Origin of the sequence: Sphingomonas phoenicis, from assembly GCF_047238005.1 — a bacterium.
Classification (GTDB): Bacteria; Pseudomonadota; Alphaproteobacteria; order Sphingomonadales; family Sphingomonadaceae; genus Sphingomonas.
In genome coordinates this window covers 2359707-2385055 of the sequence record NZ_JBDFMC010000002.1, presented here as the reverse complement: position 1 = coordinate 2385055, position 25349 = coordinate 2359707, and the positions used below count along the sequence as shown (strand labels likewise).

The 25349-nt window shown below is 65.9% G+C and carries 22 protein-coding genes; 8 read left to right on the top strand and 14 right to left on the bottom strand.

The genetic code is table 11. The features are described 5' to 3' along the window. Nucleotides 1-348: 348 nt before the first annotated feature. From ABC319_RS12600 to ABC319_RS12575, 6 genes are all read right to left on the bottom strand, one after another. A complete protein-coding gene (locus ABC319_RS12600; RefSeq protein ID WP_413070559.1) occupies nt 349-1788 on the bottom strand; it encodes an amidohydrolase family protein in 1440 nt (479 codons plus the stop codon). A gap of 35 nt (nt 1789-1823) precedes the next feature. Then, nucleotides 1824-2705 (bottom strand): polysaccharide deacetylase family protein, encoded by an 882-nt coding sequence (locus ABC319_RS12595; RefSeq protein ID WP_413070558.1) that lies wholly within the window; start codon nt 2703-2705, stop codon nt 1824-1826. Further along, on the bottom strand, nt 2702-3103 hold the full coding sequence (locus ABC319_RS12590; protein ID WP_413070557.1) for a GlcG/HbpS family heme-binding protein: 402 nt from the start codon (nt 3101-3103) through the stop codon (nt 2702-2704). The genes ABC319_RS12595 and ABC319_RS12590 overlap by 4 nt, the downstream gene beginning before the upstream one ends. 122 nt (nt 3104-3225) lie before the next feature. After that, entirely contained in the window at nt 3226-3627 is a 402-nt protein-coding gene (locus ABC319_RS12585) for an MAPEG family protein (protein WP_413070556.1), read from the bottom strand. A 2-nt stretch (nt 3628-3629) separates the two neighbouring features. Continuing rightward, entirely contained in the window at nt 3630-4028 is a 399-nt protein-coding gene (uraH, locus tag ABC319_RS12580; RefSeq protein ID WP_413070555.1) for a hydroxyisourate hydrolase, read from the bottom strand. Then, on the bottom strand, nt 4025-5248 hold the full coding sequence (locus ABC319_RS12575; RefSeq protein ID WP_413070554.1) for an amidohydrolase: 1224 nt from the start codon (nt 5246-5248) through the stop codon (nt 4025-4027). Before ABC319_RS12575 ends, uraH begins: the two co-directional genes overlap by 4 nt. Nucleotides 5249-5345: 97 nt before the next feature. Between ABC319_RS12575 and ABC319_RS12570 the strand changes: the two genes are divergently transcribed. Beyond that, nucleotides 5346-6200 (top strand): LysR family transcriptional regulator, encoded by an 855-nt coding sequence (locus ABC319_RS12570; protein WP_413070553.1) that lies wholly within the window; start codon nt 5346-5348, stop codon nt 6198-6200. 171 nt (nt 6201-6371) lie between these two features. Here ABC319_RS12570 and ABC319_RS12565 read toward each other — a convergent pair whose 3' ends face one another. From ABC319_RS12565 to ABC319_RS12545, 5 genes are all read right to left on the bottom strand, one after another. Beyond that, nucleotides 6372-6578 carry a glutathione S-transferase family protein gene (locus ABC319_RS12565; RefSeq protein ID WP_413070552.1) on the bottom strand — a complete coding sequence of 69 codons (207 nt, stop codon included), beginning with the start codon at nt 6576-6578 and terminating at the stop codon, nt 6372-6374. A gap of 90 nt (nt 6579-6668) precedes the next feature. Further along, the gene (locus tag ABC319_RS12560) at nt 6669-6917 is read right to left on the bottom strand and encodes a glutathione S-transferase family protein (protein WP_413071690.1); all 249 of its coding nucleotides are present in this window, start codon (nt 6915-6917) and stop codon (nt 6669-6671) included. Between the two features lie 30 nt (nt 6918-6947). Next, nucleotides 6948-8077, bottom strand: a protein-coding gene (locus tag ABC319_RS12555; RefSeq protein ID WP_413068384.1) for an IS3 family transposase whose coding sequence is annotated in 2 segments (ribosomal slippage) — nt 6948-7825 and nt 7825-8077 — 1131 coding nt in all. Because the reading frame shifts where the segments join, the coding sequence is not laid out codon by codon here. A gap of 622 nt (nt 8078-8699) precedes the next feature. Continuing rightward, nucleotides 8700-9941: a M48 family metalloprotease gene (locus ABC319_RS12550; protein ID WP_413070551.1), complete on the bottom strand. Its 1242-nt coding sequence runs from the start codon at nt 9939-9941 to the stop codon at nt 8700-8702. Nucleotides 9942-10177: 236 nt separating this feature from the next. Beyond that, on the bottom strand, nt 10178-11407 hold the full coding sequence (locus tag ABC319_RS12545) for a Gfo/Idh/MocA family protein (RefSeq protein WP_413070550.1): 1230 nt from the start codon (nt 11405-11407) through the stop codon (nt 10178-10180). Nucleotides 11408-11744: 337 nt separating this feature from the next. On the opposite strand from ABC319_RS12545, the gene ABC319_RS12540 reads away from it, so the two are divergent. The 4 genes from ABC319_RS12540 to ABC319_RS12525 all read left to right on the top strand — a co-directional run bounded on the left by ABC319_RS12540 (nt 11745) and on the right by ABC319_RS12525 (nt 15001). After that, the gene (locus ABC319_RS12540) at nt 11745-12176 is read left to right on the top strand and encodes an NIPSNAP family protein (RefSeq protein ID WP_413070549.1); all 432 of its coding nucleotides are present in this window, start codon (nt 11745-11747) and stop codon (nt 12174-12176) included. 244 nt (nt 12177-12420) lie between these two features. Further along, the gene (locus tag ABC319_RS12535; RefSeq protein WP_413070548.1) at nt 12421-12936 is read left to right on the top strand and encodes a DUF3489 domain-containing protein; all 516 of its coding nucleotides are present in this window, start codon (nt 12421-12423) and stop codon (nt 12934-12936) included. Further along, a complete protein-coding gene (locus tag ABC319_RS12530; RefSeq protein ID WP_413070547.1) occupies nt 12933-13343 on the top strand; it encodes a DUF2924 domain-containing protein in 411 nt (136 codons plus the stop codon). Before ABC319_RS12535 ends, ABC319_RS12530 begins: the two co-directional genes overlap by 4 nt. Continuing rightward, nucleotides 13340-15001, top strand: coding sequence for a recombinase family protein (locus ABC319_RS12525; RefSeq protein ID WP_413070546.1), 1662 nt, complete (start codon nt 13340-13342; stop codon nt 14999-15001). The genes ABC319_RS12530 and ABC319_RS12525 overlap by 4 nt, the downstream gene beginning before the upstream one ends. Nucleotides 15002-15304: 303 nt before the next feature. On the opposite strand, the gene ABC319_RS12520 is transcribed toward ABC319_RS12525, so the two are convergent. The 3 genes from ABC319_RS12520 to ABC319_RS12510 form a co-directional block, all read right to left on the bottom strand. Beyond that, the gene (locus ABC319_RS12520) at nt 15305-16684 is read right to left on the bottom strand and encodes a YeiH family protein (protein ID WP_413070545.1); all 1380 of its coding nucleotides are present in this window, start codon (nt 16682-16684) and stop codon (nt 15305-15307) included. 675 nt (nt 16685-17359) lie between these two features. Further along, entirely contained in the window at nt 17360-18340 is a 981-nt protein-coding gene (locus tag ABC319_RS12515) for an MBL fold metallo-hydrolase (RefSeq protein ID WP_413070544.1), read from the bottom strand. Between the two features lie 2 nt (nt 18341-18342). After that, the gene (locus ABC319_RS12510; RefSeq protein ID WP_413070543.1) at nt 18343-18969 is read right to left on the bottom strand and encodes an SOS response-associated peptidase family protein; all 627 of its coding nucleotides are present in this window, start codon (nt 18967-18969) and stop codon (nt 18343-18345) included. Nucleotides 18970-19485: 516 nt separating this feature from the next. Between ABC319_RS12510 and ABC319_RS12505 the strand changes: the two genes are divergently transcribed. From ABC319_RS12505 to ABC319_RS12495, 3 genes are read left to right on the top strand one after another with little or no spacing between them, the layout of a single operon-like run. Then, nucleotides 19486-20196, top strand: coding sequence for an ImuA family protein (locus ABC319_RS12505; RefSeq protein ID WP_413071689.1), 711 nt, complete (start codon nt 19486-19488; stop codon nt 20194-20196). After that, nucleotides 20114-21910 carry a Y-family DNA polymerase gene (locus tag ABC319_RS12500; protein ID WP_413070542.1) on the top strand — a complete coding sequence of 599 codons (1797 nt, stop codon included), beginning with the start codon at nt 20114-20116 and terminating at the stop codon, nt 21908-21910. The genes ABC319_RS12505 and ABC319_RS12500 overlap by 83 nt, the downstream gene beginning before the upstream one ends. Continuing rightward, nucleotides 21910-25182: an error-prone DNA polymerase gene (locus tag ABC319_RS12495; protein WP_413070541.1), complete on the top strand. Its 3273-nt coding sequence runs from the start codon at nt 21910-21912 to the stop codon at nt 25180-25182. Before ABC319_RS12500 ends, ABC319_RS12495 begins: the two co-directional genes overlap by 1 nt. The last annotated feature ends 167 nt before the right edge of the window (nt 25183-25349 follow it).

Here is a 25349-nt window from a genome sequence, read left to right as displayed (position 1 = left end):
GTCCGCCCGCCCCGTCGCAAAGAGTGACGCGGATCGACCATTTTCGCTTGGTCGATCGATGTAGCGTCAAGCAGACAGTCTGACGGCGCCGCCGCCGCTGCATAAGATTTCGCAACCAGGGGTCATCGAACCAATCGCGCCAGCGGCAGTCCAGACGAGCAACTCATACATTCACTCAGCCTGCAGCACTCAAACGGCAGAGAGCGGGCAACATGCCGAGAAGTTTCGTCGCACTGACAGTCCTTCCAGTGTAGCTACTGAACTACAAGGCACTCGAAACCGGTCACCCCGGCGTCTTTTGCGCTTGGCTTGACAGCACTTTCCGGCGTCGTGGGTCGCGCCATCGAGCTACCGACGCCGTATTTGGTCCGCTTTGTTCCATCCTGCAACCTTCGCACGAGTCGAGGAAAGCATGGCATCGAGCCCAGCGCGGTCGTACATCCGCCCTCGCAGCACTACGGTCTGGATTTGCCTCGTGGCGGAGATCGACCGTAACGGGTTCCCGTCGAGAAGCACCAAGTCCGCGGCCTTACCTGGCGCGATGGCTCCATAGCGACCCAATTCGCCGAACCACGCAGGACCGGCGCGTGTCGCCGATGCCAACGCCTGCGCCGGCGTCAGGCCGTACTTGACGTACAGCGCCAGCTCGTCGTGGAGACCGACGCCGGGATAGTCGAAGCTGTTGAGAAAGCCGGCATCGGTGCCGGCCATGATCGTCACCCCGGCCCTGCGCAGCATCGGCAAGATCGCGGCGACGCGATCGAAGCGGGCATGGCGGCGGTCGATCTCACCCGGCGTTGCACCGGCGGCGCGCTTCACGCGCCAGTCGTAGGTTCTGCGCAGACCGGGCCCGATATAGGCGAGATACGGGTCGTCCTCGTGCCTCTTCTCGTCGAGATGGGCGGTAATCTCGCTAATGTTGAGCGTCGGCGTGACGAAGACGTTGCTGGCCGCCAGGCGTCGGTACGCCCTCATCGCCGTCGCTGGATCGAAGCCGACGTCGATCCTGCGATTGGCCTCTGTCCTGTCGATGCGTCCCGCAGCGAAGTCGGCGGCGATCGCCGCCTCGTCCTTGACGCCCGCCTTGTACGCATAGTCGAGATGCTCGATCGAACTGATGCCGGCGTCGACCGCCTGGCCGACTGTGAGCTGCATTGGAATGTGGCCGGACACGCGCAGGTCGGCGGCACGGGCACGGGAGACCGCATACAGAAAGAGCTCCGGATCCAGCGTGCTGTCGGTAATCTTAACGAAGTCGACGCCGACCCGCTTCTCGTGCGCAATGGCGGCGTCGACGTCGGCCTTCGTGCCGACCTCGATCGTACCCTTCCAGATCGGCCTCAGGCCCTCCAGCTTGGCGCCCGAGGTCAGCAGCCGGGGACCGAACAGGGTGCCGCGCGCGATCGCGTCGCGCCACGCCAGCACCTGTTCCGGCAGGTCGCCAGAGCAGTCGCGGATCGTGGTGATGCCGTTTGCGACGTAGAGCGGGAGCAGGGCCTCGTTCTCTTGGACGAGATCGGGCCCTCCACCGAAGTGAACGTGCATGTCCCACAGACCCGGGATGAGGTAGCGGCCTCTGCCCTCGACGACCTTCGCCGTCTGCCAGCGCCGGGCGATCGCGGCATCGGCACCGACGGCGACGATGGTTCCGTCGCGCCACGCCACGGCCTGATCGGCCTTGTCACGCCCACGTTCAACGTCGACCACCGTAACGTGCCGGACGATCCCGTCGGCGAGGTCGGACGCCGCAATCGGAGCAGCCGTGACCGTGCCGATGGCCGTGATCATGATGACGCCCGTGCAGCAAGCCCGCTTGACGATCCTCATGCTCCAGCACCTCTTGTTGCAGCGACATGGTCCGCGATCGCACCGGCAGTCGTCCACCAGATACGACGATCATTCGCTTCACGCAGGCGCATTAGCACCCGTTCGAGATGCAGCGCCCGATGGGGCTGTCCCATGATGTAGGGATGGAGCGCGATCCCCAACACGGACGGGCGACGATCGCTCTCGCTCAGCAGCTGCTCGACCGTGTCCTCGATCATGCCGGCGAAGGTCGCCGCTTCCTGATGGCGGGCGATGATCGCCGGGATGTCGTTGACCTCCTGCGAGTAGGGGATCGACAGGATCCCCTTGCCACTGCGCGTGTTCAGCCGGGTTGGCTGATCATCGTTCGCCCAGTCGAGCACATAGTCAAAGCCGGCCTCCTCCAGCAGGTCCGGTGTCCGGCGGCTCTCCGATATCCACGGGCCGAGCCAACCCTGAGGACGGACGCCGATTGCCGCGAACTCGTCGAGCGTTCGCGCGATCATTGCGCGCTCTTCGTCCTCGCTCTGCGCCTGCGCGTTGGTACGACCGTGCGCGGCGATCTCATCGCCTCGATCGCGGCAGGCTTGGGCGAGCCCCGGACAGTGCGTGATGATGGCGCTGTTGACCAGCGCCGTCGTCGTGAGTTCGAGCCGGTCGAACATTTCCATGAATCGCCACGCACCGACCCGATTGCCATAATCGCGCCACGCGAAGTTCATGACGTCCGGTTTGGTCTTGGCCGGGGCCAAGGTGGCGCCCATGCCGTCGCCGAAGGCGAACACTTCGTGGTTGACCCCGAGATAGATCGCCATACGACGATCCCCGGGCCATGAATAGTCGTCACGTCCCACGATTGGCAGATAGTCATAGCGCCCATGGTGCGGCAGCTCGCTCATCGTGGCGCGTCTCCTGATCCGAGAACCTGTGCGATCGCCTGCGTCGCGCAGCGCTCATCGTTGGCCGCGCCACCCGATCCGGCGACGCCGATGCCGCCGATCACATCGCTGCCCACGGTCAGCGGCATCCCACCGCCCAGCAGAAGCAGCTCCGGCATCGTCACGAGGTTACGGGAGGTCGCATCGGTCGACGCCCGCTGCGCCAGCACGGCCGTGCTCGACTTGGTCGACAGTGCCGTGAACGCCTTGCGCTGCGCCGCGATCGTGTTGTGGGGGCCGACGTCGTCACCCCGCTGGAGCGCGACGAGGTTGCCGCCACGGTCCACGACGGCGACCACCGCCTCCCGGCCGATGGCGCGGCAAGAGGCGATCGCCGCGCCTGCCAGCTTGTCGGCCATCGCGAGCGATACCGTCCTGCGTTCCAGCGGTACCGCCGACATGGAGGCGCTCGCAGCTATCGGCAGGAGGGAGAGGATGCTCAGCATGGTAACGTGACTTTTCAGGGAGCAGTGGCGGTCGATCACGCGAGGCCTGCCGCGATCAGCGTGGCCCAGCCGACGAGAAACGCGAGGACCAGCCACGTCAGGATCGCGCCGCCCGCCCGGGGCAGGTTTGAACGGCGCAGGTCCATCCCCATTGGGTGCGCGATCCGCGCGATCACGAACAACGACGCCGTCGTGGCCAGGACCACACCGCCGCCCCGCGCAAGCTCGATCAGAGCCAGCAGCACTAGTACGAACGGCGCATACTCGACGAGATTGGCATGGGCCCGCATCCGCCCGGCGAGCAGATCGTCGCCGCCGTCGCCGATCAGCACCTCGTCCCGCAACCGCATGCGGACGATCCGCTGGGCGAGCCACAGGTTGATGGCGCCCAGCGCGGCGGCGGAGGCCAGCGTGATGGGAAGAGTGACGGGGGCCATGCTCAGTTTCCTCGATAGGTCGAATAGCCGAAGGGGCTGACGACCACCGGTACATGATAGTGACCCGCCTTGTCCGCGACGCGGAACGTCAGCGTGATCTCGGGGAAGAACGGTGACGCCGATGCGTCGGGATAGCCCGACATGTCGAACTGAAGCCGGTAGATGCCTGTATCGAACGAGTTGGCGTTTCCGAAGACGCGAACGCGACCGTCGCCGTCCGTGGTGGCCGACGCGACCGTCCGCCAGTTCCCGTCGGCGCTGCGCTTCGAGAGCGTCACGGGCACGCCCTTGCCGCCAACGCCCCGCGCGAGATCGAGGACGTGGGTCGAGATGTCGGCCGCCATGGCGGGCGTGGCGATGGTGCCGACGGACAATGCAAGGGCGAGCGCGATGGTCTTCATGGGCGATGTCCTGACGTGTCGAAGGAGGAGAGAGTGGTTTGCAATCGGGATGCGGGCGCCGCGACGATCTCACCACGCTGAACGAGGTGTCGCTCGCGGGGTGGCGCGGCGACGGCGGCTGAGGCATTGTCCGCATCGACGATGACGAAGGTCGCATCGTCACCGGGCTCCATGCCATAACGCTCGAGGCCGAGCACGGCCGCGGCATCCGTCGTCGCCATGGCGAGCGCGATCGCGAGATCGTCGTCGGTGAAAAAGCCCGACCGGTAGCCGATCATCATCGCGCGGCCGAGCATGTCGGCATCGCCGTAGGGCCACCAGGCGTCGCGGATGTTGTCGTTGCCGGCGAACACCCGCACGCCTGCCTCGCGCAGCAGCCTGACCGGCGGGAAGGCTCGGTTGCCGGGGGCGTTGGTCATGATGGCGACACCCGCCTCCGCCAGAACATCGGCGGTGCGACGCGCCTCGTTGTGGTCGACGTCGCCCAGCGCATAGGCGTGGCTGACCACGACCTTTCCCTGCATCGACGTACCGGCGGCGCGGGACGCGATGCGACGGAGTTGCTCGATCCCCTGCGGTCCGGGTTCGTGAAGATGGATGTCGATGCCAACGCCGTGTCGCTCGGCCGTGCCGAAGACGACGTCAAGGTGAGCGTCGGCGTCGCCATCGAACGCCGAGGGGTCGAGACCGCCCACCACGTTGGCCCCTTCCCGGATTGCGGCATCCATAAGATCGGCGGTGCCGGGCGAGGCGAGAATGCCGGCTTGAGGGAAGGCGACGAGCTCGACGTCCACCCGGCCGCGCCACGGCTCGCAGGCGGCCATGACGGCGTGGAAGTGGTCGAGACCCAGCGAGGCATCAATGTCGACGTGGCTGCGCATCGCGACGGTGGCAAGGCGATGCGCCTGCGCAAGCAGGGCATCCGCTCGTGCTCGCACCGGCAATGCCTCCGCCAGCAGCCGCTTCTCGATGGCCAATCGCTCGGGAAGGCTGTCCGCGGGGTGATGGGGTCGCCAGACATCGCCCACGAAGCTCTTGTCGAGATGGATATGCCCCTCGACGAGGGCGGGGAGCGCTAGCAGGCCGCCCAGCTCGATGATCTCGGCATCGTCGCCGAGTTCGCCGGGGTCGACGAAACGACCCTCAAGGACCGCCAGATCCCGCGTCCTGCCGTCTCGGCATCGCACGTTGCGAAAAAGGCGTCGGGCAGGAGCAAACACGGGGAACCTCGAGATCGTGGAAACCCTAGATGACTGTCGCTGCAGGTATTTGCGAATGATATATCTCGATGAACATCATCCAGAATCGGAATGTTAGATGCTCGATCCCAGGCTGCTCCGCACGTTTGTCGCGATCGCCGACACTGCGAGCTTCACGCGTGCCGCGAAGCGGCTCAATTCCACCCAGTCGACCGTCAGCCAGCATCTCGGCCGACTGGAGGCTGGGCTGGGTCAATCGCTGATCGACCGATCGTCACGACCGATCGCGACGACAGCGTCGGGCGAGCGCCTGCTCGGCTATGCTCGCAGGCTGCTGTCGCTGCAGGACGAGGCGCAGGCCCTGCTGGCCGACCCTTGGGGCACGAGCACGATCCGCATCGGCGTACCTGACGATGTCGTGACATCGGCGATGAGCCAGTGCTTCGCGCGGTTCGCCGCGCGACATCGTGAAATCCGACTAGACGTCACGACCGGCCTCAGCCGTGATTTGAAGAAGCGGTTCCGTGCCGGGGAATTTGACATCGCCATCGTCAAGGAGGCGGTGACAGACGGTGATGCCCGGAACAGTTTTCCCGAGCCGCTGGCCTGGTTCGGACCAGCCGGGAGCGAAGTCCTGCGAGACCCCGTCCCGCTCGTGACGTTCCCGCCGGGCGGGTTGTATCGTGACGTAATGATCGCCCGCATGGAGCGCGAACGTCGCCGATGGTACATCGCCTTTACTGGCAGCAGCCTCGGCAGCGTCCTGTCGGCAGTCGAGGCGGGGCTCGGGCTCGCGGTGTTGCCGGTCAGCACAACTGGAGCGCACGCCGTCAGCGTCAGCACGATGTTCGGACCCGAGGTGCCGCTATCGCTCTCGATCTACGCTTGGGAGGCAAGCGGCGCGACCGGCGACCTCCTCCACGACATGATGAACGTGACGGCCGTGCGATCGAACGATCAAGGTCACGTCTGATGAGGCAGCTGCCGGATCAGCATTTGAGGTCGCGAGGACCCAGAGGCGGTCATTGAGCGATGCCGGGCGCCTGCCGGACTCGGACATCTGTTCACCTAAGTGTGCCGTTCGTCAAAACGACGCGGATGGTGCAACCCGAGACGGCGCAGACGGCCTGGATTGGTCACCAGTCTAGGCTGCCACGCCCTCATGGGAGTGGTCGAAGGCGCGCTTGTAGGCATCGCGGCCCGTGGTGCGGGCGAGGTAGGCCTGTTCGGCGTCGCTGAGGACGAACCCGGCGTGGTTGGCGCCAAGGTTCAGCGCATAGGTCACCGAAATGTCGGCGGCCGTGAACCTGTCCCCGACCATGTAGAGCGCGCCAGCGAGTTGCCGCCTCACGAGCAGCAGCCGTCGCTCAACGCACTCGCGCCCCCCAGTTACCCCGTTCCGCCTGTGGCACGATGAAGCCGCTCACCAGCGGAACCATGATTAACGTCGCCAGGCCAGCTTCGCCCATGTGGAGAACTGCTGATAGGTCGGAAAGGCAGGGTCGTTGGGAAAGGGGTGCAGCGGCGTCGGCCCGTAGCGACCCATCAGATATTCCATGATCGCCACGGACTCGACCATGGTGACGTCTCCGTCCTGGATCGCGGGCAGGAAGTCGCCCGGATTGACTTCGAGCCAAGCCGGATCCTTCTCCGTGGCCAACATGTCCACGTGCCGCACGCAGTAAGGCAGGCCCTGACGTGCTCCCCAAAGCCCTACCAGTCATAACTGGAGTCCGGGGTTGGTATGGTGCCCCTCGGGGCGGTGTTGCACAACCCGCCTGGCAGCATCGGCGGGCGTCAGCCCGCCAACACCACTATGCGGCCGCACATGGTTGTAGTCGTCGCGCCAGAGCCGCAGCACCGAGCGGGCATGGCCGAGCGATACGAACAGCGTCTCGTTGAGGCATTCGTCGCGCAGACGACCGTTGAAGCTCTCGACGTAGCCGTTCTGCTGCGGCTTGCCCGGCGCGATGTAGTGCCACTCGAGAGGCCGTTCCTGCGTCCATCTCAGGATCGCCAGGCTGGTCAGCTCGGTGCCGTTATCGCTGACAATCATCAGCGGCGGTACGCCCCTGAGCGCGATGATGGCGTCGAGCTCACGAGCGACACGCGCGCCTGACAGCGAGGTGTCCGCCACCAGCGCGAGGCACTCGCGCGTGAAGTCGTCGACCACCGCCAGGATACGGATGCGCCGGCCGCTGATCAGCGTGTCGCTGACGAAGTCGAGGCTCCAGCGCTGGTTCGGTCCCTGTGGCAGCGTCATGGGTGCTCGGGTGCCTATCGCTCGCTTGCGGCCACGCCGACGCCTGACCCGCAGGTTCTCCTCGCGGTAAAGCCGCAGCAGCTTCTTGTGGTTCATGACCAGACCCTCGCGAGCCAGCATGATCCCCAGCCGCCGGTAGCCGAAGCGCCGACGTTCCGCCGCGATCTCGCGCAGCCGCGACCGAAGGTCGCCATCATCACTACGCCGGGGCGCGTAGCGCACCGACGTCCTGTCCACGCTGAAGATGGTACACGCCCGACGCTCGCTGATGCCGAACAACTGCCGAGCATGCTCGACAGCCTTCCGTTGAGCGGCGGGCTTTACCAGTTTTTTGCCGCGACTTCCTTCAGCACGGCATTGTCGAGCATGGCGTCGGCCAGCAGCCGTTTGAGCCGGCCGTTCTCCTCCTCGAGCACCTTCAGCTTGCGCGCCTGCGACACGTCCATGCCGCCATACTTGGCCTTCCACGCGTACAGCGTCGCGCTGCTGATCCCGTGCTTGCGACACACATCGGCGGTCTTCATCCCACCTTCCTGCTCGCGCAGCACCGCGATGATCTGCTCCTCGCTGAACCTGGTCTTCTTCACGTCCGTCTCCTCACGAAGGCGGACTCTAGCTCAAACTGGCAGAGTTTCAGGGGAGCACGTCACTTCCGGTAAACAACCTACAACCAGGCGTGGAGTACGTCGCTCGAATGAACAGCGGCGCTCTAGCTCCGCGCAGCAGCTTGCCGACCCACTCACACCGGCGGCAACAGCAGGCCTCGACCTGCTCCCTAACGCCGATGCCGCCGTGCTGGCACGCGCAACCGAACTCGGCGCTGTTTCCGGTCTCAAGCGTGCCGTCCAGGCGCTCTTCACTACCGTGCGGAGCCAGGAGAGCCGGATCGAGATTGAGTGCGCCACTGCTGCGCTCGCAGCAGCGCTCCCGCTCAAACCGACGCCGACACGCCTGCGACCATTACCCTCACCGCCGAGGTACGGCTGACCCGCTCGGGGAAGTGCTGCGGCTGGTACAGGCATGACGCCGATTGCCAGTGCCATGCTAACTCACCTGCTCATCAAGGCACGCAGCTGGTGGACGACGCTATATGGTGAGGGCGAGCTCGACACCCTGCTCTGCCAGCCCCATTGCAGACGAGGCCGCGCAGATCACCACCGCCCGTCATGTCTTACCCTCCCGCCAACTATCGGCGGCCGCATGGCGCCCTTACTGCACATCGGTCTCGCCATGATGATGCGCCTTCCACCGCATGCCCATCAGGATGCGCGTTCGGCCCGACGGGTGATCGAAGAACACGATCTCCTCTAGCGCGCCGGGCTCCAGCTTGCGGTACTCGCCCAGCTTCAGCGCCACCCTTGCCCAGCCGTCCGGTGCCCGCGACGTGTTGATCCCGAAGTAGTCTGCCTGCGTTTCGTGGAAGCGGATCAGGCTGTTGGTCACGGGAGTCAGCAGGACCGCCAATACGCTCGCCACGATCGTCGCCGGTGCCAGGATCGCCGGATCATCCCGCTCCCCGATGCCCCACCTCACGCCATGGCGCCGCACCAGCCACGGCGTCGCGCGGTCCAGAACCAGCAGGAACAGCCCGGCGATCAGGGTGAAGCCGATCAGCAGCGATACGGTATGGCCCAGCACGTAATGGCCCAGCTCATGTCCCATCACCGCCCGCACCTCCGCCGGCGAGGTGCGGTTCAGCAGATTGTCGTTTAGCGCCACCCGCACCGTCGGTCCGACCCCGGCGACGTTGGCGGAGATCCGCTTGGTCTGACGCGAGGCGTCGACCACCAGCACATTGTCGGTCGGCACGCCGTTCGCCTGCGCCATCTGCAGGATCTGCGTGCGTAGAGACGAGACTGGCATCGGCGTGTAGCGGTTGAACAACGGCTCTAGGAAAACCGGGCCGATCAGCAGCCCGACGAGCAGGAAGACCCCGCTCGCCAGCGTCCCCCAAGCCCACCAGCTGCGCGGCAGCTTGCGATACAGGGTCAACAGCGCGAGCAGCGCCAGCCCGCCCAGGATCGTGCCGACGGCGGTGCCGGTGAACCACTCGGCCAGCCACGCCGGCAGCGCCTGGTTCGACATGCCGTACTGTTGTTCGCGTAACCAGCCGACATAGATTGACCAAGGCAGCGTCACGATGCTGGTCACGACGAGATAGAAGGCCGCGAACAGAAAGGCACGCCCGGCCTTACGCCCACGTGCCCATGCACTCGCCTTTGCCGACAGGCGAGCCACCACGCCCAGCTGCAGCAAGACCCAGGCCACCCCAATCCCGGCCAGCGCATTCCACAGGATCAGCCAGTATCCGCCCTCGAAATAGGCGTCCGAGCGTGCCCGCGCCGCGCCGCTTACGCTGGCGAGATAGGCGTTGGTCGCCGCTACCGGATCAAACGCCTGCGATGCAGGTGCCGTCTGCGCCATCGTCGACACGATCAAGGACATTGTCATCGCCGCCACCCCCATCTGGAGGTTCAGGCTAGCCACGCATCGGCTGGGACACCAGAGCGTTTGGTCCGTCGATGATCGGCAGCAATGGTTCGCAGGTCGCCTGTCTCGCCTGTCCGGACCAATGCCGCCCGGATCGTCGTTGCAAGTGTCTCTCCGGCACGGTTCTCGCTGGCCGGTTACCGCTGACGGGCTGGACACGGCCATGAGCCGCGCCATGCAGGTGGCAGCCCGGCGGCCTAGCGCAGCATCTGCGCGTCAGGGCTCAATCGAACGGCGCGTCCGGTTTCCGCCGCGGCATAGATGGCCTCAATCAGCCGGATGTCGCGCCGACCCATTTCGCCGGGCGTCCGGATGGCCGTGCCCTCGCGAACCGCATCCGAGAAGTTGTCGAGCTGCCGCGCGAACTGCACCGTTGGATCACCGAGGGAGATATCGCGGGGCTCGCGACCCTCGATCCGCATTCTGTGCCCGTCATAGCCAGTCGCCGGATCCATGAGCAGCGTGCCGGTGCTGCCGCGGACGTGCGCGATGTTCGAACCGCTGGAGTCGTACGACGTCATCAGCTGCGCCATCGCGCCCGAGGGAAAGCGCAGCTGCGACGCGACCGAGGCAAATACCTGCTCGAAACGCCGGTCGTTTGCAGGGCGGAAGGTCGAGGCGGTGATGGTTTCAGGCATTTCATTCGTGAGATAGAGCGCAGCCTGCAAACCGTATATCCCGTAGTCCTCCAGCGGTCCCCCGCCAGCCAGTGAGCGGTCAAGCCGCCAGTTCCTGTCTGCCGTCGATGATGGGTCGGTACGCGACAGCTGCTCGGTCCGGATAAAGCGGATGTCGCCCACGGCTCGGCGCCGCATCAGTGCCATCGCTTCCATGTTGTGCGGCTCGAAGTGCACGCGATAGGCGACCATCAGTCGCCGGTCGGCCCGGCGTCCGGCGGCAATCATCCGATCGCAGTCAGCACTCGTAAGCGCCATCGGCTTCTCGCACAGGACGTGCTTGCCCGCCGCGAAGGCGCGAACGGCGTATTCGGCGTGGAGACCACTCGGCAGCGCGATGTACACCGCGTCGATGCGCCGGTCGGCGCCGATGCGATCCCATTGCTCGTATGAATAGCGGGCATCTGCCGGGACGCCGTAAGCGTCGCCGACGCGGCGCAGCTTGTCGGGGTTGCCCGACACCAGCGCCGCGATGTGCGACCGCGCGGAACGCGGGAATCGCGGCATCATCTGCTTGAGCGCATAGCTGCCCAATCCGACGATCGCGTAGCCGACGCTGTCGGGCCGCCGCGCACTTGCCGGAGAAGACGGCAGGCTGACATCGTCGGGCATCGGCCGACCACGCGCGCTCGGGCGTCCGCCAGGTTGTGCCAGCAGCGGAGTTGAAACGGCTACGGAGGCGAGGCTGACGGTTGCGGCATCGCGTCCCATTTCGATGAAACGCCGTCGCGACATGCCCGTCGTGTCCATCTCCGCTCCTCCTCGTCTCTTCAAGACCAGCAAACGTTGCAAACGCCCGAACGGCTCCGATGAACGGCAGTGTGGAACGGTGCGCCCGCTGGCACGGGGGAGGCAAGGCCGGCCGTTCGACCCGGCGCAACACCGAACGGCGACGATCATGCCCGCGATCCGGGGGGGCACAAGCGGTAGTCGCGCCGCGTCGAGTGGCTGCCGGACGGAGCATGTCGTGGTGATACCCGCCCCGGTGATGATCTGCGCACTTGCTTTGACAGCGCCGACCGTCGGCTTCTAAGCGCGCGAACGGCACTGCCGTCGAAATTATACCATCCCCTATCGGAGCGAGCTGATGCGATTATCTGTTTTTGCCTGCATGACGCTCATGGCGATCGCCTCCGGCGCGACTGCGCGCGAGGCCATGCTCGATCAGCGACAGGCAACGTACGAACTGCGCATTTACTACCCCGCTCCTGGTAAACTCGCGGCGCTGAATGCTCGGTTTCGCAACAACACCGTTAGGCTCTTCACCAAACACGGCATGCGCAACGTCGCGTATTGGAACGAGCAACCGACGGCGACTGCTCCTGATGGACGCGTGATCTACGTGCTGGCTTATCCCAGCCGTGCCGCACGAGAGGAGTCCTGGAAGATGTTCGCGCAAGACCCAGAATGGCGCAAGGTCGTCACGCAGAGCGAAGCGGGTGGCAAGCTGGTAGCCAAGGTTGATAGCACATTCATGTCAATGACAGACTACTCTCCAGTGCTGAAGCTCGCGGACTGAACAGGCAGCTCTTCCGATCTTTCGCTGAGTGGCTGCTTTAGGTCACGAACTTGGTTACCGGATCAGGCTTGCAGGCAGGTACATCGTTAAACGTCGATCTTTGCTCGACTTCCCCTCGCACCAGAGCGACAGCAGCACGACTCGAGGGCCAGCGGGCTGGCCGGGTCAGCCCTGCTCGGTGTGACCGACAGGGCTGTGGGTGGTGGCAGCGTCAATGACGCTGGCTGCCATCGGAGACCACCCCATGGCCAAACTCAGCGACACGCAAGGCGTCATCCTCGTTCACGCCGCCCAGCGGGACAGCGGCAGCCTCTACCCGCTGCCAGAGACACTCCGCCGCGGCGGTGGCACCGCCAAGGCGCTCACCGCTCTGGTTAATGCAGCCTTTGCCGAAGAGCGCGAGACCAGCGACGGGAGCGCGGTCCAGCGCAGCGATGGTGATCTGCGCTACGGCCTGTTCATCACCGCTGCCGGGCTTGCCGCCATCGGGGTGAACGACGGTGCCGGTGAGGCTGGCGCTGCATCCGCCGCTCTGGCAGCTCCGCCTGCGGCAACACCAGCTCGCACCACCAAGGCCAGCACGGTGGTGACGCTGCTCACGCGTGCGGGTGGTGCGACGCTGCCCGAGCTGATCGAGGCAACCGGCTGGCTGCCGCACACCACCCGAGCGGCACTGACCGGCTTGCGCAAGAAGGGCCACGCCATCGTGCGGTGTACCCGCGAGGGTGTGACCTGCTACCGGATCGAGGTCGCAGCATGAGCGTCGCTGACGCGGTCGCCGCGCTGGAGGCGATGTCGTCAGCAGCACTGCGGGAGCGCTGGTCGGCGCTGGTCGGCAGCCCGGTGCCGCGGATCAGCCCCAAGCTGCTCCGCCTGGCGCTTGCCTGGGAGATCCAGGCACGCGCGCATGGCGGGCTGTCGCGGGCGACCACCCGCACGCTCGATCAGCTGGCAGCGGGCACGACGCGGACCGCCCGCGCGCGGCCAGGCATGCGGCTGGTGCGCGAGTGGCAGGGCCGGGTGCATGTGGTCACCGTCGGCGAGGACCAGGTGATCCGCTGGGACGAGCGCGAGTGGCGCTCCTTGAGCGAGGTCGCCCGCGCGATCACCGGCACCCGCTGGTCGGGGCCGGCGTTCTTTGGGCTGAAGAAGAAGGTGGCAGCGTGAAGCCGGCGGTGGTTCGCTGTGCGATCTACACGCGCAAGTCGAGCGAGGAGGGGCTGGAGCAGGACTTCAACTCGCTCGATGCGCAAGCCGAGGCGTGTGCCGCCTACATCCTCAGCCAGGCCAGTGAGGGCTGGACGCTGCTGCCGGAGCGCTACGACGATGGTGGCATCTCCGGTGGCACGCTGGCCCGCCCTGCCCTGCAGCGGCTGCTGGCGGATGTGAAGGCGGGCAAGATCGACACCATCGTCGTCTACAAGGTCGACCGGCTCACCCGCTCGCTCCTCGACTTCTCCAGGCTGGTCGAGGCATTCGATGCGAGCAACACCAGCTTTGTCTCGGTCACCCAGTCGTTCAACACCACCACCAGCATGGGCCGGCTCACCCTCAACATGCTGCTGTCCTTTGCCCAGTTCGAACGCGAGGTCACCGCCGAGCGCATCCGCGACAAGATCGCCGCCTCCAAGGCACGCGGCATGTGGATGGGTGGTACCCCGCCCTTGGGCTATGCGCCCGAGGGTCGCAGCCTCAGCATCGTTCCTGACCATGCCGCGGTCATCACCCGCATCTTCCAGCGCTACCTGGCGCTTGGCTGCGTCCGCCTGCTCGCTGATGAGCTGGAGCGTGACGGCGTCCGAGCACCGGTGCGTACCACTGGCAAGGGCAAGAGCTTCGGTGGTGGTGCCTTCTCGCGTGGGCAGCTCTACACCTTCCTGCGCTGTCCGACCTATGTGGGCGAGATCCATCATCAGGGTCGTGTCCATGCCGGCCTCCACACCGCCATCATCGACCGGGCAAGTTGGGACGCGGTACAGGCGCTCCTTGCCCATAACCGCCAGGGAGAGCAGCGACGCGGCAGCAGGGCCACGACCAGCCTCCTGGCGGGCAAGGTCGTCGACAGTGCGGGTGAGCCGCTGATTGCAACACACGCGTCCAAGGGACCAGCACGCTACCGCTACTATGTCAGCCGGTCCTTGCATCACGGTACCCACAACAGCGGGATGCGCGTGCCCGCAGGCGAGCTGGAGGCAGCGGTCAGCCAGGCAGTGGCGCAGCAGCTCGCTGACCCGCTCACCCTGATGGCCACAGCGGGCCTCCCGTTGCCATCTGACGCCTATGCTGCGGTGGTTGCACGCGCAGCCGAGCTCGGTGCCGGTTCAGGTCTGAAGCGAGCCGTGCAGGCCATCGTCACCACCGTGCGCATCCAGGAAAGCCGGGTCGAGATCGACTGCGCCACGACCGCGCTTGCAGCAGCGCTCCAGCTCACCCGCGACGCGGCAACGCTCGAAACCATTACCCTCACCGCCGAGGTAAGGCTGACCCGCTCGGGACGGGTCATGCGGCTGGTGCAGGCAAGCGGGGCAGGTGTGACGCCGAGCGCCAGTGCTGCCCTCACTCGGCTGCTACTCAAGGCACGCGGCTGGTGGGCGACGCTACGTGAGGGTGAGCTCGACATCTCAACGCTGGCAGCACGCGAAGGCGTTCAGCCGGCTTACCTCACCCGGGTGCTGCGGCTTGCCTTCCTCGCACCTGCGGTCACCGAGGCGATCCTCGCCGGCAAGGTCCGCCCCGAAGTGGATGTTGGCATGCTGACGCTGCGAGGCACCGTTGAGCCGCTTTGGACGGAGCAAGTGGCGAGATTGTTACCGCAATTGCGATAGCTATCGGTCTTACAACACGGACAACGCCGCTTCTTCCAAGCTACTACTTCAACATACGCGCTGGGCTGTCTCCCGTAGAAACGGCAAAGGCCGAACACCGACGTACCCCATTAGTCAGGCGTCGGTGGTAAAGGCACAGTCCGCTGCTCCCCCAAGTCGACGAATGCGCCGACGCAAGAACTGCAAGACCGGGCAGCGCCGCCTCTATCTGCGCTGGGTCTCGGCAATAATGTCGACATGTTCCACAGCCTCCTTTACCGGTTGCGAAGGCTGCACGAACGGCTGACCATTTGGACAAGAGCGTCACTGGCCAAGCGTCGCCCAGTGCCATCCAAAGACGTGAACGGATAAGACATATCCGAGCAGAACGTTTACTGCCACTCCCGCCGTAAAGGCGATCAGCGGTTTGCGCCCTGCCGCCGCCAGGTCGCGGAAGCGTGTGGTGAGTCCGATCGAAAGGAAGCAAAAGATAAAGCACCAGGTGCGCAGATCCTTGACCGGTGCGATGAACCCGGGCGATGCCACCGTATTATACTGTGCAAGCGAGTAGCTTGCGGTCGCTGCGGTGACGAGTGCGGAGGTGACGAAGAAACCCAGCACGAACTTGGGGAAGCGCCGCCAGATCTCCCGTGCATCCGGTGCGCTGCCAACTGACTGCCTCTCCCAGCGTGTCGTCGACACGATAGCGAGCGCGACAGCCCAAATCCCAATCCACACGTCACGGCCGACTACCTTCACCAACGTGAAAGCCTGAACCGCCTGATCTGCCGTGCCGGCGATGCCAGGGAATTTGCCCGCAAAGCCGCCATATGCCTGGGCCGCGGCAATACCGGCTGCATCGGCGAATTCCGAGGTTCCGATCCAGGCTCCCGCAACCCCAGTCGGCAGGCCCAGTGCGCGCGACACGAAGGGCAATACGAAGATCATCACGATGGCCCAGAGCACCACTGTCGAGATGGTGACAGCTGTTTCTTCCTTTTTCGCTCCCACAGCGGCTGCTACCGCAATGGCAGCGGAGACCCCGCAGACTGCACCGCCAACCCCCAGCGTTGCGGCAAAGGGACGCTCAAGACCGAGCCGCCTCGCAACGACGAAGATAACACTGAAAGTAACTACCGAGACGATTGACGCCTGAACGACGGCGATCGGTCCAGCCAGAGCAATGAGCGACAGCGGCACGGTGGCACCTAGCAGCACGATGCCTGTCTTGACGTAGAGCTCGCCCCGGAAACCTGCATCGAGCCAACGTGGTATTCGCAGCAGATTGGCTGCAACCAAGCCGATGAAGAGAGCAAGCAGCGGGGGCTCGAGATTATAAGCCGTGGCCTGCTCCCATTGCCCGGCAACGAAAACGGCCCATGCAGTTGCATAGAGCAGCGCAAAGGCAAGAACGAAGTTTTGTAACTTAAAGCCCAGCGCCTTAAGAGGAATAGAGAACGCTAGCAGCCAAAATCCAAACTGCGCCAGATAACGATGCCAACTGGTCGCCATATCGGAGCGAATTTGTACGAAGCTTGCCCATTTCGGTGGTGTGACCGCCAGCCAGCGCAGACTTGCCCCACCGGAGAACAGCGCGATCGCCATTGCTACCACTGCAACGCCGATCCAGATCGCCCACCAGTCTTCCTTCCGCCACAGCTCGGCCCATGGTGTAGGGTGAGTTTCGGCGGCAGTGTCGGTCATGGTGTCCCTCCGAAATAGCTGACCTCAGCGTATGCGCTATGAAGCCCTTACTCGAAGACAAGGCTAACGGTGTCTAGCATGTCCATCCCGCGTAGCCGACGGGGTCCTTCACCTGCACAGCAACGGTCATTTTAGAGCCTTCATCGTCCCAGACGCTCATTGCGCCGCTGACGAGGTCGCAGCTATCGTCGAGCGGGCTACAGCGGACCAGGTATCTGTGACCAATCTTCCAGAGGATCTGCGGTTCGGCCCCATGCTTTGAACGAGCTGACAGATCGCACATGCTTACTCGAGGACAGCGTAGCGCATGGAGCACTCCGCTGTCGTGGTGTTCAAAAAGTAGTGTCTGGTTTCTGCCGCAACCTTACAACCTCACGCGGCGCGGACCCGAGCACGACGTGCTGCCCTGGCTAGCCACGCGCGCAATATCGGTGATGGCGTACAGCCCGGTCGAACAAGGACGGCTAGTCGCAGATGCAAAACTGAACTCGCTTGCTGCCGATCAGCGCGGGTCGCGTTGGCGTGGCTGCTCGCGCAGGACAAAGTTAATGCGGGCCGCAGCGCACACGTCCAGGACAATCGTGTCGCTGCCGAGGTGGTACTCCCTCCAGACACACTCGCACTGCTTGAACCATTGTACCGACGTCCGGGCGGTCGCGTTCCGCTCGAGTTGCCCTAGCCGAAACCGTAGACGCCGCCCGCTTCCGCGGCGACGAAGCGGTTAGGTGCGATGCCGGCCGACTGCAATGCCGCGCCAAGCCCTTCCGCCGGGGCATCGCGCGCCTCATCGGTCAGCTGGAACGTGCCCCAGTGGATACCGAGCGCACTCGTTGCGTCGACGTCGGTGAAGATGCGTACCGCCTCCGCCGGGTCGACGTGCTGCGCGGCCATGAACCAGCGGGGTTCATAGGCCCCTATGGGGATCAACGCGACTTTCGGCGCTCCCAGGCGGCTCCGCACGTCGGCGAAGATCCGGCCGTCGCCATAGCCGGTGTCGCCGACGAACCAGACCGAGCCTGCTGGCGTGTCGAGGTAGTGACCGCTCCACAGCATCATGCGAGTGTCGCTCGGCCAGCGGTTTGACCAATGATTGGCTGGCGTCAGCGTCGTCGCGATGTGCGGTCCGAGTGGCAGTCGATCCCACCAGTCTCCGCTCACGCAGCGTGCCTGAGGCACGACGGCACGGACGATGACATCGTTGCCGAGCGGCATCGCCATGAGCGGGTCGTGGATGGCATGCAGTCGGCTCAGCGTATCGATATCGAGGTGGTCATAGTGTCCGTGGCTCATCAGCACGACATCAATCGGCGGCAGGTCGGTGAACGCGACGCCCGGCGCGGTCACCCGCTTCGGTCCAAAGCGCCGGAAGGGACTTGCCCGCTCCGACCAGACAGGATCGGTGAGGATGTTGACGCCCGCGACCTGGATCAGCAGCGAGGCATGGCCGATCATGGTGACGCAGAGCCCCTCGACCCGCGCCTCTGGCTTGGCCGGCAAGACCGGCACAGACTTCGGCCATTTGGCTGCCGCCCCTGCCAGCTTCCAGCGCAGCATGGCGCCGAGGCCCCGATCGGTGCTCTCCTGCCCGGGATTGAAGAAGCGAGTGCCGTCGTAATGGTCGCTCGGCGGGCCATCGTAATAGCGGTTCGAGGCCATGATCAGGCGACGCTCATCAGCTGTGACGGGTAGGCGGTGAGCAGTGTCACCGCCTCGTCGACCGGGGCGGTCAGCCAGCGTTCCTGATCCTCGGCCAGCAGGATCACCGGCATGGCCTTGGGGTGCTTGGGCGCGACCAGCGGGTTGGGCTCGGTGGTGCAGAAGGCGTAGACCCGGTCGTGGTCGGCATCGATCTTCCAAAGGCCGGCGAAGCACGGCACAGGCTGGTTCTCGACGGTGAACCACCAGTTTGTGTCGCCCGGCTCCTGCCTGTCCGCCACCGCTCTCGGTTCGGAAAAGCGGGTGAAGGGCACCAGGCAGCGGTGCTCGGTGCGCAGCAGCCACGGCTTCCACATGTTGCTCTGCATGTTCCGCGCGTTGGTCCACCAGTCGTAGAGAAACGGCAGTTCGCCCTCACGCGCCGGCCGCTTGCGGGGTTTGCGCGTCGGGAAGCCCCAGCGCATCGTGCTGAGCAGCCGCTGACCCTCCTCGAGGCGCACGACGTAGCCGGGCTTGCCGGGGGCGGCGTAGTCCTTCTCGACGCCGAGCACGTTGGCGGCATCGTCAACCGCGGCGAGCGCGTCAAAGTAGCTGCGCGGATCGACCTTAATGTTGTAGAGGTTGCACATGCCGTCTTCGATCACGAGCGATAGCGGGAGACAAGCCTCTTCCACGTCGCCTCATCCGGGTATGGTAGCGGCTCGCCCGTGGGCGCTTCACGACCGACCGTGATGCGCGGGCGGACCGTGGCGCCCTGCGCCTTGCAGGCGGTGCAGCACAGACGGGAAACAGCTGAAGGCAGGCCCCCGTCCCAGCCTCGTCGCGTAAACATCCACCATAGGCACACGGCGTCGAGCACCCGAACATGACCGCATCGCGGGCAGGTCAGCCGCAGCGTCCGCTTGTGCAGCGCGCAGTGTTCGAGCGTACGGAGCCGACGCCCGACATGGTCGAACTCGGCGCTTGCCGGCATTGCTGGACCCGTGTCGTTCGCGGCTTCGATCCCGGTTCGGTTCATCGACTCCGCTCCACAACGCCTTGACCCTTCGTCAACAATTCTGGAACATATAGCGAACACATGAGTCGCCGCAACTATGTCCATCAACCCCCAACGCCATGATGCCCTGGCCCTCCTTCGCGAAAGCATGGGTGAGGTGCGTGGAGCTGACACGGCCGTTCTACCGTTCGGGATCGACGCGCTGGACGATCGACTCGCCGAGGGTGGACTGGTACTCGGTGGCCTGCACGAGGTGTCAGCTGCGACACCGACGCTAAGCGATGATGCCGCGGCTACTCTCTTCTCTGTCGGCATTGCCGCTCGGGCGGCGGCGGGCAGCGGACGCCGTGTGCTGTGGGCGCTTACCCGATTCGACCTCTACGCGCCGGGATTGGAGCAGGCAGGCCTCGATCCCGCGACACTGCTCTTCGTCGAGGCCAAGGAGGACAAGGACGTACTCGCGGTCATGGAGGACGGGCTGCGTCATGGCGGTCTCGCCGCCGTGGTCGGCGAGGTGAAGCGCGCCGACATGGTCGCCACCCGCCGACTGCAGCTCGCCGCGATGAGCGGCGGCACGCCTGCCCTGCTGGCACGCCGCTGGCGCAAGGCGGGCATCAGTCCACTCTCCGAGTTGTCCGCTGCGATGACGCGGTGGCGCATCGCCTGCGCGCCGTCCGAACGCCTGCCCGCACCGGGTGTCGGCCGGGCGCGCTGGACCGTCGAGCTTGCCCGCCAGCGCGGCGGTCCCCCCTTCACCCTGGAATTGGAGGCGTGCGATGACACGGGTCGCCTCGCTCTACCTGCCGCACCTCGCCATCGAGCGACTGCGCCGGCTAGAGCGACCGCGCGCGCTGCCTGAACCGCAGCGCGCACCAGAGCTTCCGGTCGACGACGACCCCGGCGCCTGCTCGGTGCCGCGGGGCGGCGGCTGGCGTCCCGGTGCGCGCTGGGCCCGTGACGACGGCGCACGCGCTGTGATCGAGGAGCAGGCGGCGGCGTTGCCGCTCCACCAGCAGCCGACCATGCGGGAACTCGGCCGGCGTTCGGAGGCGGCGGAGCACCCGTTCAAGCGCTCGCCGTCGATCGCGGGAGGTCGCGTAGCTGCACCCCACCCGATGCCCGTGCCCACCGCGCACATGGTTCCGATGATCCTTGCGGAGCAGGCTGGCCAGCGGCACGTGATCACGGCCGCCTGCCCTGCCGCGTTGTCGCTCGGCCTGTCACCGGGCATGGCGGTGACGCAGGCCCGCGCCCTGGTGCCCGACCTCGATGTCCGACCTGCCGATCCATCGGCCGACCGGTCGGTCCTCGATGGCCTCGCGCTTCATGCGGTGCGACACTGGACACCCACGGCGTCGCCAAGCGGCGCGGACGGTCTATGGATCGAGCTGACCGGCGCGGCGCATCTCCACGGTGGCGAGGAGCGGTTCTGCCGCCGCCTGATCCGCTTCTGCCGACGCTGCGGTTATTCCGCGAGTGTCGCGGTCGCCGGAACGCCAGGCGCTGCGCATGCGCTGGCGCGGTTCGGCCGAGACGGCATCAGCGTGGTTCCGAGCGGCGGAGAGGCGCAGGCGCTCGCCGGCTTACCTCCAGCTGCGTTGCGCCTGACGCCGGAGGCGCTGACCGCTGCCGGTCGCTTCGGGCTCGATCGCATCGCCGACCTCCTGCCCCTACCCCGCGGGCCCCTCGCACGGCGGCTCGGCCTCGCCAGCGTGCGCCGCCTCGACGAGGCGCTAGGGCGCGTTCCAGAGCCGATCGTACCGGTGGTACCCGAAGAGACGCCGATGGCACGGCGGCGCCTGTTGGAGCCGATCGGCACCGCCGAGGCCATCGAGCATGTCATCCACGATCTCCTGGCCGACATGATCCTGCTTCTGCAGGAGAGGGGAGTGGGCGCACGCGCGCTGCTGCTGATCATGGAGCGGATCGACGGCAGCGAGCAGCGCTTGGCCATCGGCACCTCGCGTCCGACACGCGACGCCGCACATTTCGCGCGGCTCTTCCACCTCAGGATCGAGAAGATCGATCCCGGTGACGGCATCGAGGCGATGCGCCTTGCCGCCACCCGCACCGATCCGCTCGGGGCCACCACGTTCGCAGCAAGCCTCGCGGGCGATGACGCGCCGCCGGACGTTGCGACCCTCGTCGATCAGCTCGCCGGCCGGGTCGGCGACGATGCGCTGTTCACGGCCGCACCGGTCGAGAGCGACGTGCCCGAGCGCGCCGTCCGCCGCGCCTCGCCGCTCGCCGCGCCAACGGGATGGCCGGCGTGGCGCCGCCCCGTGCGTCTGCTTCGCCGTCCGGAACCACTGGTGGGCGTGCTGGCACTGCTACCCGATGCGCCACCCCGCCGCTTTACCTGGCGCGGGCAGGTTCATGCCGTGGTCGCCGGCGATGGCCCCGAGCGCATCCACGGCGAGTGGTGGCGCCGCGATGGCGAGGTCTGGGCCGTGCGTGACTATTTTCTCGTCGAGGACGACACCGGTGCGCGGTTCTGGCTGTTCCGCCGCGGCGACGGCGTCGATGGCGCAACCGGTGACCTCAGCTGGTATCTGCACGGGCTGTTCGGCTGATGGCGGTGCAGACGACCTATGTCGAGCTTCAGGTCACCAGCCACTTCTCCTTCCTGCGCGGCGCCTCCAGTCCGGAGGAGCTCTTCTCGGCGGCTGCGCTGCTGGGCCATGCCGCGCTCGGCCTAACCGATCTCGGCAGCGTCGCCGGGGTGGTACGTGGCTGGGAGGGGCAGAAAGCAACAGGCGTGCGCATGATCGCTGGCGCGCGCGTGCGTCTCGACGACGGCCGCATGCTGCTACTCTACCCGACCGACAAGCCTGCCTGGTCCCGCCTCACCCGGCTGCTTACGCTCGGCAAGTCCCGTGCCGGCAAAGGGGGCTGCGCCTTGGCATGGGAGGATGTCGTAGCCTGGAATATAGGCCTCATCGCCATCCTCATCCCCGACCTGCCGGGAGACCTTACCCGCAGCGATCTCGGCGACCTGCATGAGGTATTTGGCAATCGTGGCTATTGCGCTCTCGCGTTCCATCGTCGTCCCGGCGACGCCATCCGTCTGCACGACCTCGCCCAGCAGGCTGCAAGCGCTGGCGTGGCGACCGTAGCGGTTGGCGACATCCTCTACCATGCACCCGAAGCACGGCTGCTGCAGGACGTGGTCACCGCGATTCGTGAGAAGTGCACCGTCGACACCCTGGGCTACCGCCGGGAACGGCATGCCGATCGGCATCTGAAGTCTCCGCAAGAGATGGAGCGCCGCTTCGCAGCCTTCCCCGACGCGATCCAGGCGACTGCTGAGATCGCCCGCCGCTGCACGTTCGATCTCGGTGAGCTCAGCTACCAGTACCCGGATGAACGCGTCGTTGAAGGGCTAAGCGCGCAACAAGCGCTGGAGCAGCTCACGCAGGCTGCCGTTAAGCGCCGCTTCCCCGACGGCCTGCCGCAGCAGTATCGGACCCAGATCGATCACGAGCTGCGGCTGATCGCCGAGCTGGAATATGCCCCCTACTTCCTGACCGTGAACAGCATCGTGGCCGAAAGTCGGCGCCGCGGCATCCTGTGCCAGGGGCGCGGCTCGGCGGCGAACAGCTGCGTCTGCTTCATGCTCGGGATCACCTCGATAGACCCCATCAAGCACGAGCTCCTGTTCGAACGCTTCATCTCTGGCGAGCGCCGCGAACCACCGGACATCGACGTCGACTTCGAACACGAGCGGCGGGAAGAGATCATCCAGTGGATCTACGACACCTACGGCCGCAACCATGCCGCGCTGACGGCGGTCGTCACCCGCTATCGTGCCCGCGGTGCCGTCCGTGAGGTCGGCAAGGCTCTGGGCCTGCCCGAGGATCTCACCAAGGCACTCGCGGGACTGGTATGGGGCTGGAGCCAGGAGGGCGTTGGCGAGAAGCAGGTCGCCCAGCTCAACCTCAACATGGAGGACCGCCGGCTGCGGCTGGCGCTTGATCTCGCGAGGCGGCTGATCGGCACGCCGCGCCACCTGTCGCAGCATCCCGGCGGCTTCGTGCTGACCCACGACCGGCTCGACGACCTCGTCCCGATCGAACCCGCCGCCATGGTCGACCGGCAGGTGATCGAATGGGACAAGGACGACATCGACGCGCTGAAGTTCATGAAGGTCGACGTGCTAGGCCTCGGCATGCTCGGCTGCATGAACCGCGCCTTCAACATGCTGGAGGAGGCCAAGGGCATCCGCGTCGGTATGGCCGACCTGCAGGACGACGATCCCAACGTCTACGCGATGATCCAGAAGGCCGACACGCTCGGCACCTTCCAGATCGAGTCCCGCGCGCAGATGTCGATGCTGCCGCGGATGAAACCGCGCGAGTTCTACGACCTCGTCATCGAGGTGGCGATCGTGCGGCCGGGGCCGATCCAGGGCGACATGGTCCACCCCTATCTCCGCCGCCGCGAGGGGCGTGAGAAGCCGGACTATCCCCGGCCAGAACTACGCGCGGTGTTGGAGAAGACGCTAGGCGTGCCGCTGTTTCAGGAACAGGCGATGAAGGTCGCTATCGTCGGTGCGGGCTTCACTCCCGCCGAAGCGGACCAGCTGCGCCGTGCCATGGCGACGTTCAAGTTCACCGGTGGCGTCAGCCATTTCTTCGACAAGCTGGTCGGCGGCATGGTCGAGCGCGGCTATCCGCGCGAGTTCGCCGAGCGCACCTTCAAGCAGATCGAGGGGTTCGGGTCATACGGCTTTCCCGAGAGCCATGCCGCCAGTTTCGCCAAGATCGCCTACGCCAGCTGCTGGATGAAGCACCATCATCCCGACGTATTCTGCGCTGCCCTGCTCAATGCGCAACCGATGGGGTTCTACGCACCGGCACAGGTTGTGCGGGATGCGCGCGATCACGGCGTGAAGGTGCGGCCCGCCTGCATCAACGCCAGCCGCTGGGACTGCACGCTCGAGCCGACGCGAGGGCGGCATCTCGCGGTGCGGCTCGGATTGCGACAGGTGCGAGGCCTCGCCAACGCGCATGGCGCGGCGATCGTCGCCGCGCGCGGGGATGTGCCGTTCGGCTCGGTGGAGGAGGTATGGCGTCGTGCCGGGGTGCCCCGCGCCGCAATCGAGCGGTTGGCCGAGGCGGACGCGTTCCATGGTCTAGGCGAGGACCGGCGCCAGGGGCTTTGGAAGGTGAAGGGTCTAAGCGACGCACCTCTTCCTCTGTTCGCCGCCGCCGACGAGCGGGAGTCGCTGTTCAGCCCGGAGGGGCTGGAGCCGGAAGTCGGCTTGCGGCCGCTGTCGGACGGCCGAGAGGTCGTCGAAGACTACCGGGCATTGCAACTCTCGCTGCGCGCGCATCCGCTCGCCTTCCTACGTCAGGACCTCACGCGTCGCGGCATAGTGCGCTGCGCCGACCTCGAGCACATCAAGGATGGTCGCCATGTGGAAGTCGCAGGCATCATCCTGGTCCGACAGAAGCCCGGTTCGGCCAAGGGCGTCCTGTTCATCACCATCGAGGACGAGAGCGGCATCGCTAACGGCATCCTGTGGCCCGACCGCTTCGAGGCGCAGCGGCGCACGGTCATGTCCGCGGCGATGATTGGGATGAAGGGGCGTGTGCAGAAGGAGGGTCAGGTGATCCACGTCATCTGCGACCGCATCGTCGATCACGGACCGCTGCTCGCAGAGGTCGGGCAGATGGACTTCCCGCACGCGACGGGGCGCGGCGACGGCGCGCGGCATGGCGGCTCGCCCGATCGAGGCGATGTCGATTGGAAGCCAAATCCGCGCGACAGCTATTGGCCGCCGCACAGCGCCGGGATGGATCCCGAGGACGTCGTGCGCGTGAAGTCCCGCGACTTCCACTAGTCGCATGTCTCGGCACCAGCAGATCATTATCGACCTGTCATTGCACATCCTGCGGGCGGCAGTTGCGCGGTCGGGGAAGGCGAAGGTTGACACGATCGAAGTGCGGCTCGCTCTTCGCTGCCTGCTTACACACTGCCCGGAACGGTGGCCACTCGACATGTTCTGGA